This is a genomic window from Amycolatopsis rifamycinica (genome assembly GCF_000695625.1).
Taxonomy (GTDB): domain Bacteria; phylum Actinomycetota; class Actinomycetes; order Mycobacteriales; family Pseudonocardiaceae; genus Amycolatopsis; species Amycolatopsis rifamycinica.
Genome location: NZ_JMQI01000073.1, coordinates 37978 through 46513, shown reverse-complemented (window position 1 = coordinate 46513; position 8536 = coordinate 37978). Strand labels below are relative to the sequence as shown.

The window sequence follows — 8536 nt, the reverse complement described above, 5'->3', positions numbered from 1 at the left end:
CAGATGGTGAGGATGCACTCCTGTACCATCGGTTAGCCTTACCTAAAATGAGTACCAGTCGGAGGTGCGGTGCGAACAGACCCCGGAGGGATCGCTCTCAAGCGACGCCCGCCACACACGGGCCGCGCCCTCGGTCTGCTGGCCGCTCTCGGTGTCCTGGTTTTCCTGTGCCTGCTGAGCGTTTGGCTGGGGTCGAAGGAGATTTCGTTCGGCGCCGTCTGGCAGGTGCTCCGGCACGACGACGGTTCGACCGACGCGGTGATCATCCACAGTGTCCGGATGCCGCGAACCCTGCTGGCCGTGCTGGTCGGCGCCGCGCTGGGCCTGGCCGGCACCGTCATGCAGGCCCTGACCCGCAACCCCCTGGCCGACCCGGGCCTGCTCGGCGTCAGCGCCGGAGCCGCGTTCGCCATCGTCTTCTCCGTCACCGTGCTCGGCGTCGGCTCCCTCTACGGCTACATCTGGTTCGCCTTCGCCGGCGCGCTCGGCGCCACCGCGGCCGTCTACTTCCTCGGCACCCGCGGCCGCAGCGGCTCGAGCCCGGTCAAGCTCGCCCTCGCCGGGGCCGCCGTGACCGCGTTGCTCGGGTCGTTCACCAGCGCGATGGTGCTGTCGGACCCCGTGGCGCTCAACCGCTACCGGTTCTGGTCCGCCGGTTCGCTGGCCGGCGTCGACAGCGGTTCGCTGCTGCGGGTGCTGCCGTTCCTCGTCGCCGGCGTCGTGCTGGCGATCGCGAGCGGACCCGCGCTGAACAGCCTCGCGCTCGGTGACGACGTCGCGGTGGCCCTCGGGCGGCGGCTGGGGCCGCTGCGGCTGCGCGGCGCACTGGCCATCACGCTGCTGACCGGCGCTTCCGTCGCGGTCGCCGGCCCGATCGTGTTCCTCGGCCTGATCGTCCCGCACGCCGTGCGGTTCGTCGTCGGGCCCGACCACCGGTGGCTGCTGCCCTACACCGCGGTCCTCGCGCCGTGCCTGCTGCTGGCCGCGGACATCCTCGGCCGCGTCATGGCCCGGCCCGGCGAGGTGCGCTCCGGGGTGATCGTCGCGTTCCTCGGCGCGCCGTTCTTCATCTGGCTGGTCCGCCGCCGCAAGCTGGTGGAGGCCTGATGAGCCTGCTGCAGGTGCGGCGCGACCGCGTCACCTTCCGCCTCGCGAAACCCGCGGTGTCCGGGCGGATCCGGCTCCGGCCGGTCGCCGTCTCGCTGGTGCTCGCCGTGCTGGCGTTCGCGTTGTTCTGCGTGGGCATGACGATCGGCGACGTCCCGCTGAGCGTGTCCGACGTCCTGTCCGCCGTGTTCGGCGGTGGCGACAGCGGCACCGGCTACATCGTGCGGGAGCTGCGGCTGCCGCGGGCGCTGACCGGGCTGCTGGCCGGGCTCGCGTTCGGCGCGTCCGGCGCGGTGTTCCAGACCGTCACGCGCAACCCGCTGGCCAGCCCGGACATGATCGGCATCAACGCGGGCGCGGCCACCGCCGTCGTCGCCGGGATCTCCTTCGGCTTCGGCGGCGGCCTCGGCACCACCACGCTCGGCCTGCTGGGCGGGCTGCTGACCGGCCTGCTCGTGTACGTCCTCGCGTGGCGGCGCGGCACCACCGGCTACCGGATCATCCTGGTGGGCATCGGGATCTTCGCGATGTGCACCAGCCTGACCGACTACCTGCTCAGCCGAGCGCAGATCACCGAAGCGCAGGCGTCGATGGGCTGGCTGGTCGGCAATCTCGCCAACCGCGGCTGGGAGCACGTCGTCCCGCTGGCCGGCGCGCTGGTGGTGCTGCTGCCGCTCGTGCTGGCCCTCTCGCGGTGGATGCGCACCCTGCAGCTCGGCGACGACGTCGCGGCCGGCCTCGGCACGCCGGTGCAGCCGGTCCGGCTGGGGCTGCTGCTGGCCGGTGCCGGGCTGGTGGCCTTCGCGACGGCGTCCGCGGGCCCGGTCTCGTTCGTCGCGCTGACCGCGCCGCAGATCGCGCAACGCCTGGCGCGCCAGGCGTCCCCGCCGCTGACGGCGTCCGCGCTCACCGGTGCCGTCGTGGTGCTGGGCGGCGACCTCCTGGCCCGCACGGTCACCGCGTCCCCGCTGCCGGTCGGCATCGTGACCGGCGCGCTCGGCGCCCCGCTGCTGCTCTGGCTGCTGGCCAGGGCCAACCGATCCGGCTCCGGAGGCTGAGAAGATGACACCGTCCCTGCGCGTGCGGGAGCTGCGCGTCGCCTACGACGACCGGGTCGTCATCGACGGCCTCGACCTCGACATCCCGCCCGGCAAGATCACCGCGATCGTCGGGGCGAACGCGTGCGGGAAGTCGACGCTGCTGCGCACCATGGCCCGGCTGCTGACGCCGAAGGCGGGCGGGGTGTACCTCGACGGCCGCTCCATCCAGGACCTCCCGACCCGCCAGGTCGCCCAGCGGCTCGGCATCCTCCCGCAGTCCCCGGTGGCGCCCGAGGGCATGACGGTGGCCGACCTCGTCGGCCGCGGCCGCGCCCCGCACCAGAGCTGGTGGCGCCAATGGTCCACATCGGACGAAGGCGCGGTCGCTTCCGCGCTGGCGGCCACCGGGCTGACCGACCTGGCCGACCGTCCGGTGGACGAGCTCTCCGGCGGCCAGCGCCAGCGCGCGTGGATCGCGATGGCGGTCGCGCAGGGCACGCCGGTGCTGCTGCTCGACGAGCCGACGACCTACCTGGACCTGGCCCACCAGATCGACGTGCTGGACCTGGTGGTGGACCTCAACCGCGCCGAAGGCCGCACGGTGGTGATGGTGCTGCACGACCTGCCCCAGGCCTGCCGCTACGCCGACCACCTGATCGCGATGAAGGCGGGCCGCGTGGTGGCCTCCGGCGAGCCGGCGTCGGTGATCACCGAGGACCTGGTCGAGGAGGTCTTCGACGTCCGCTGCCGGGTGAGCCCGGACCCGGTGAGCGGCACCCCGATGGTGATCCCGATCAGCCGCCACCACCCGGCGCCGGCGCACCAGGCCTGAAAGCCGTTCACGGACGCGGGATCGACGCTATCCTGGGGCCCGGCCTTCCTCACCGTCTCCGAGGACCGATCCGGCCGGATCCCCCACCAGGAAGCTGATCGCCGTGTACGTGCTGCCCGAAAAGACCACCGGCTCCGAGCGCGAACTACTGGAGGCCATGCTCGACCGCAACCGCCGCGCGCTCGTCGACAACGCGCGCGGCCTGTCGGAAGCGGACGCGCGGCGCCGGCTGGTCCCGTCCCTGACCACGCCGATCGCCCTGGTCAAGCACGCCGCCGTCGCCGAGCGCCGGTGGTTCCAGTGGTTGATCGCCGGGCTCGGCGAAGCCGAGATCGACGGCCCCTCGACGCCCGGAGACCCCAGTTTCGCCGTCGCCGACGACGAAACGGTCGACGACGTCATCGCCGAGTACGAGCGGACCAGCGCGCGTTCACGGGAAATCGCGGCGGGCTTCTCGCTCGACGACCGGTGGACGCACCCGGCCGTCGGCGAAGTCACCCTCCGCTTCGTCTACCTGTTCCTCATCGAGGAACTCGCCCGGCACACCGGCCACGGCGACATCCTCCGCGAGCAGCTCAGCGCGCGCTGACCGCGAGCTCCCCGGCTGGCTCCGCGACCACGCGGCGGTCCACGACGGACTGCAGGATCTCCCCCACCCGCACGGCGGTGTTCGACAGCAGCGACGACGTGATGCCGTGCGTGTGCTCGGTGCCGCCCTGCAGGTAGATCCCGCCGCGCAGGGGCGCGTCGGTCACCAGCCGGTAGTCGCGCTCGACGCGGAGGCGGCCGGTCTCGTCCCGCAGGCACCGCGGGCCCAGCTCGCCGAGCAGCGGCGTCGGGTCCGCGGGCCGGTATCCGGTGGCGTAGACGACCGCGTCGGCCTCCAGCACCGTCTGCGCACCGGTCGTCAGGGATTCGACCGTCACCGTTCCCGCGTCGGTCACTTCGACCGGGCGCGAAACGTTGAACAGCCGCAGCCGTTCCACGCCCAGCACCTTCTCGCGGTAGACGCGCCGGTAGAGCTCGTCGATCAGGTCGATGTCGACGGCCGAGTAGTTCGTCGCGCCGTGGTAGCGCATCAGGCGGTCCTTCACCGGCTCGCCCGCGCGGTAGAACTGGTCGACGGCTTCGGGGTCGAAGATGCGGTTCGCGAACGAACTGTCGTCGGCCGGGCTGTAGCCGTAGCGGGCGAACACCGCGCACACCTCGGCGCGCGGGAACTCCTCGTGCAGCAGCGCGGCGACCTCGGCCGCGCTCTGGCCGGCCCCCACCACGACGAACCGCTTCGGGTCGGCACCGCGCAAGGCGTCGACGCGGAACAGCAGTTCGCTGTTGTGCCAGATCCGGTCGCCGGCGGTGACGCCCTCGGGCAGCTGGGGCCGCAAGCCGGTGCCCACCACCAGGTTCCGGGCGCGCAGTGCCGAGCCGTCCGAGGCCCGGACGTCGAAGTACGCGACTTCGGAGCCGTCGTACACCGGCGTCACCGCGACGACCTCGGTGCCGTAGGAGACGACGTCGTCGACCTTCGCGGCCGCCCACTCGAAGTAGTCGTGGAACTCCACGCGCAGCGGGAAGAGGTTCTTGTGGTTGATGAAGTCGACCAGCCGCCCGGCGGCGTGCAGGTAGTTGAGGAAGCTGAACTCGCTGGTCGGGTTCCGCATGGTGACCAGGTCCTTGAGGAACGACACCTGCATGGTCGCGGTGTCGATCAGCATCCCGCGGTGCCAGCCGAACCGCGGCTGCCGCTCGAGGAAGTGCGCGGTCACCGGCTCCCCCGGTCCGGTGTTGTGCTCGGCGAGGGCGATCGCGAGGGCCAGGTTCGACGGTCCGAAGCCCACGCCGACGATGTCGTAGATCGGGACCTCTGCAGTCATGTTGCTCCCTCGCGCGCTCCGGTACGGTTCAGGGAACCCTAACCTAAGTTAGGCGAGCCTCGCCTAGTACGTTCGTGGTGATGTTCGTCCCCCGACCATGAAAGGCACTCTCGAATGCGCGTGGCGATGTTCGGCTACCAGACCTGGGGGCACCGGACCCTCCAGGCGCTCATCGACGCCGGCCACGAGGTCGCCCTCGTGGTCACGCACCCGAAGAGCGACCACGCCTACGAGCGGATCTGGGCCGACTCGGTCGCCGACCTCGCCGCCGCGCACGACATCCGGGTCCTGCTGCGCAACCGCCCGGACGACGCCGAGCTGCTGGCCGAGCTGAAGGCCGCCGACCTCGACCTGATCGTGGCCAACAACTGGCGCACCTGGCTGCCACCGGAGATCTTCGAGCTGCCGCGGCACGGCACCCTGAACATCCACGACTCGCTACTGCCGGCGTACGCGGGCTTCTCGCCGCTCATCTGGGCCATGATCAACGGCGAGCCGGAAGTCGGCGTCACCGCCCACATGATGGACGGCGAACTCGACGCCGGCGACATCGTGCTGCAGCGCGCGATCCCGGTCGGGCCGTCCGACACCACGACCGACCTGTTCCACCGCACGGTCGACCTCATCGCCCCGATCACGGCCGAAGCCATCTCGCTGATCGAGACGGGGTACACGCCGGTGCCGCAGGACCGATCGAAGGCCAGCTTCTTCCACAAGCGGGCCAAGCGGGACAGCCTGATCGACTGGACGCAGCCGCCGGCGGACATCGAGCGGTTCGTGCGCGCGCTGGCGGACCCGTACCCGAACGCGTTCACCTACCACCGCGGCGAGGAACTGCGGATCATTCGAGCGTCGGTGTCGCAGGGCCACTACGGCGGCACGCCGGGCCGGATCTTCATCCGCGAAGGCGACGGCGTGGTGATCGTCGCCGGACCGGACGCCCGCCGCGGCCGGTCCCCCGGCCTGCTCGTCGAGCGCGTTCGCACGGCGGACGGGACCGACCTGCCGGCGCACGAGTACTTCAAGACGATGGGCGGGTATTTGAGCGACCGGCCGTGACGGGCGAGCGGGACATCCCGCTTGGCGGCGGCCACGCCGGTGAGCGGGATGTCCCGCCTGGCCTGGGTTGCTTTTCTTGACCAGCACCTGGGCATGGGTGCTTACCGGGGAGTCGAGCACGTACGCGCGCTAGAGTCCGCCGCCCGCGAGAGCACTGCTCACCTCCGAGAGCTTTGCTCACCTGCACTAGAGTCCGCCCTGCGAGAGCACTGCTCATCCGCACCGGAGTGCAGCGCACCCCACGAGAGCACCGCTCTCACCTAGCCACAGAGCAGCGCTCGTTGGCGAGAGCACTGCTCTCACCTGACAGGAGAGCAGCGCTCATTCGCGAGAGCACTGCTCACCGTCTGATCAGAGCAGGGCATGCACTGGAGAGCGCCGCTCTCGTCAGCGCGGCGATCGCGGACCCCCGTCAAGAGCAGTGTTCGACGGTCGCGGACGCCGTCAAGAGCAGTGCTCTCCACCACGGTCTCACCGAACCATTTCCGCAAGAGCAACGCTCTCTATCGAGAGCACCGCTCTCGCCGGGTTACAGCAGCTTAAATCGAGAGCGCCGCTCTCACTCTGCGCTAGCGAGTGCTTCAACTTGAGAGCACTGCTCTCGTTCGCCTGCGCCCACTGCTCCAGTTTGGAGCGGTGCTCTCACCTACCTACAGGCACTGCTCCGCGTCCGGAGCAGCGCTCTCACACAAGAGCGAGCGTTGCCACCGTGAAGAGCGGCACTCACCCGCCGACCACCACTGGATGGGAAGCACCGATCCCATAAGAGAGCAGTGATCCATTTCCAGAGCGCTACTCCCGGCAGAGAGCAATGCTCTCGGTTAGCGCACCGCTCACAACGGCAAGATCACCGCTCGGTGACCTTGCCTCCCTCAACCACCAGCCGGCGCGTCACATGCACCGCGTCGAGCATCCGGCGATCGTGCGTCACCAGCAGCAACGTCCCCGGGTACTTGTCCAGCGCCGCCTCGAGCTGCTCGATCGCGGGCAGATCCAGGTGGTTGGTCGGCTCGTCCAGCACCAGCAGGTTCACCCCGCGCGCCTGCAGCAACGCCAGGGCCGCCCGGGTCCGCTCGCCCGGGGAAAGCGTCGCCGCGGAGCGCAGTACGTGCGCGGCCTTCAAGCCGAACTTCGCCAGCAACGTCCGCACCTCGGCGTCGGCCAGCTCCGGCACCTCCCGCGCGAACGCCGAAGCGAGCGGGACGTCGTCCAAGAACAGCCGCCGCGCCTGGTCGACCTCGCCGACCACGACACCCGGCCCCAGCGCCGCCGCCCCGTCCGCAAGGGCGACCCGGCCCAGCAGCGCCGCCAGCAGCGTCGACTTGCCCGCCCCGTTCGCCCCGGTGATGGCGACCTTGTCCGCCCAGTCGATCTGCAGGTCGACCGGGCCGAGCGTGAACTCGCCGCGCCGGACCACCGCGCCGCGCAGCGTCGCGACCACCGCGCCCGCCCGCGGTGCCGCGGCGATCTCCATCCGCAGCTCCCACTCCTTGCGCGGCTCCTCGACGACCTCCAGCCGTTCGATCATCCGGTCGGTCTGCCGCGCCTTCGACGCCTGCTTCTCCGTCGCCTCGGTGCGGAACTTGCGCGCGGCCTTGTCGTTGTCGGGCTGCTTCCGGCGGGCGTTCTTGACGCCCTTCTCCATCCACGCCCGCTGCATCCGCCCCCGCGCCTCCAACGAGGCCTTCGTGTCGGCGTACTCCTCGTAGTCCTCGCGCGCATGCCGCCGGGCGACTTCGCGCTCTTCGAGGTACGCCTCGTACCCGCCGCCGAAGACGTTCACCTGCTGCTGGACCAGGTCGAGCTCGACGACCCGGTCCACCGTCCGGGCCAGGAACTCGCGATCGTGACTGACCAGCACGGTCGCCGCGCGCAGGCCGGACACGAACCGCTCCAGGCGGGCGAGGCCGTCCAGGTCGAGGTCGTTCGTCGGCTCGTCGAGCAGGAAGACGTCGTAGCGGCTCAGCAGCAGCGAAGCGAGCCCCGCCCGCGCGGCCTGGCCGCCCGACAGGGCCGTCATCGGCTGGTCCAGGTCCACGGCCAGCCCGAGGTCGGCGGCCACTTCGGCGGCCCGCTCGTCGAGGTCGGCGCCGCCGAGGGCGAGCCACCGGTCCAGGGCCGCGGCGTACAGGTCGTCCGCGCCCGCGGCGCCCGCGGTGAGCGCCTCGGTCGCCGAATCGAGTTCGGCCTGGGCCGACGACACGCCGGTGCGCCGGGCCAGGAACGCGCGCACCGACTCGCCTTCGCGCCGTTCGGGCTCCTGCGGCAGGTGGCCGACGGTCGCGGTCGGCGGGGTGAGCCGGACCTCGCCGCTGTCCGGCTTCGCGAGCCCGGCGAGGGTCCGCAGGAGCGTGGACTTGCCGGCGCCGTTGACCCCGACCAGGCCGACGACGTCCCCGGGCGCGACGACGAGATCGAGGCCCGAGAAGAGGATGCGGTCACCGTGGCCCGCGGCCAGGTCCTTCGCGACGAGAGTTGCGCTCATGAGGTAGCCGAGTCTACGACCTCGTGGTGAACGGTCAGATCAAGGTCAAAACCACCGACGGTGTGTGTCCCGTGGCGCTTTGATCACTCACTGTGGGTACCCTGTTCGGTTGTCAGTCCCGCAGCTTGTCAGTGCCGCA

The 8536-nt window shown here is 71.0% G+C and carries 7 protein-coding genes; 5 read left to right on the top strand and 2 right to left on the bottom strand.

What is annotated here, in order from left to right; all coding sequences use genetic code 11:
• Positions 1 to 69 precede the first annotated feature (69 nt).
• From DV20_RS35225 to DV20_RS35210, 4 genes are all read left to right on the top strand, one after another.
• Entirely contained in the window at positions 70 to 1107 is a 1038-nt protein-coding gene (locus tag DV20_RS35225) for a FecCD family ABC transporter permease (RefSeq protein ID WP_043787603.1), read from the top strand.
• Positions 1107 to 2165, top strand: a complete 1059-nt coding sequence (locus DV20_RS35220) for a FecCD family ABC transporter permease (RefSeq protein WP_043787602.1) — start codon at positions 1107 to 1109, stop codon at positions 2163 to 2165. Before DV20_RS35225 ends, DV20_RS35220 begins: the two co-directional genes overlap by 1 nt.
• 4 nt (positions 2166 to 2169) lie before the next feature.
• Positions 2170 to 2979, top strand: coding sequence for an ABC transporter ATP-binding protein (locus tag DV20_RS35215; RefSeq protein WP_043787601.1), 810 nt, complete (start codon positions 2170 to 2172; stop codon positions 2977 to 2979).
• A gap of 103 nt (positions 2980 to 3082) precedes the next feature.
• The gene (locus tag DV20_RS35210; RefSeq protein WP_043787599.1) at positions 3083 to 3568 is read left to right on the top strand and encodes a DinB family protein; all 486 of its coding nucleotides are present in this window, start codon (positions 3083 to 3085) and stop codon (positions 3566 to 3568) included.
• Here the strand turns inward: DV20_RS35210 and DV20_RS35205 are convergent.
• Complete coding sequence (locus tag DV20_RS35205) at positions 3555 to 4853, bottom strand: lysine N(6)-hydroxylase/L-ornithine N(5)-oxygenase family protein (protein ID WP_043787597.1); 1299 nt, start codon at positions 4851 to 4853, stop codon at positions 3555 to 3557. The genes DV20_RS35210 and DV20_RS35205 overlap by 14 nt on opposite strands.
• A 114-nt stretch (positions 4854 to 4967) precedes the next feature.
• Here DV20_RS35205 and DV20_RS35200 point away from each other — a divergent pair, with 114 nt between their 5' ends.
• On the top strand, positions 4968 to 5912 hold the full coding sequence (locus tag DV20_RS35200) for a methionyl-tRNA formyltransferase (protein ID WP_043787596.1): 945 nt from the start codon (positions 4968 to 4970) through the stop codon (positions 5910 to 5912).
• Positions 5913 to 6759: 847 nt separating this feature from the next.
• Here DV20_RS35200 and DV20_RS35195 read toward each other — a convergent pair.
• The gene (locus tag DV20_RS35195; RefSeq protein ID WP_043787594.1) at positions 6760 to 8397 is read right to left on the bottom strand and encodes an ABC-F family ATP-binding cassette domain-containing protein; all 1638 of its coding nucleotides are present in this window, start codon (positions 8395 to 8397) and stop codon (positions 6760 to 6762) included.
• Positions 8398 to 8536: the final 139 nt, after the last annotated feature.

Bases quoted from the DNA above. Each gene is read 5' to 3' on its own strand.
- DV20_RS35215 (WP_043787601.1), top strand. From the start codon at position 2,170: ATGACACCGTCCCTGCGCGTGCGGGAGCTGCGCGTCGCCTACGACGAC.
- DV20_RS35195 (WP_043787594.1), bottom strand. From the start codon at position 8,397: ATGAGCGCAACTCTCGTCGCGAAGGACCTGGCCGCGGGCCACGGTGAC.
- DV20_RS35200 (WP_043787596.1), top strand. From the start codon at position 4,968: ATGCGCGTGGCGATGTTCGGCTACCAGACCTGGGGGCACCGGACCCTC.
- DV20_RS35220 (WP_043787602.1), top strand. From the start codon at position 1,107: ATGAGCCTGCTGCAGGTGCGGCGCGACCGCGTCACCTTCCGCCTCGCG.
- DV20_RS35205 (WP_043787597.1), bottom strand. From the start codon at position 4,853: ATGACTGCAGAGGTCCCGATCTACGACATCGTCGGCGTGGGCTTCGGA.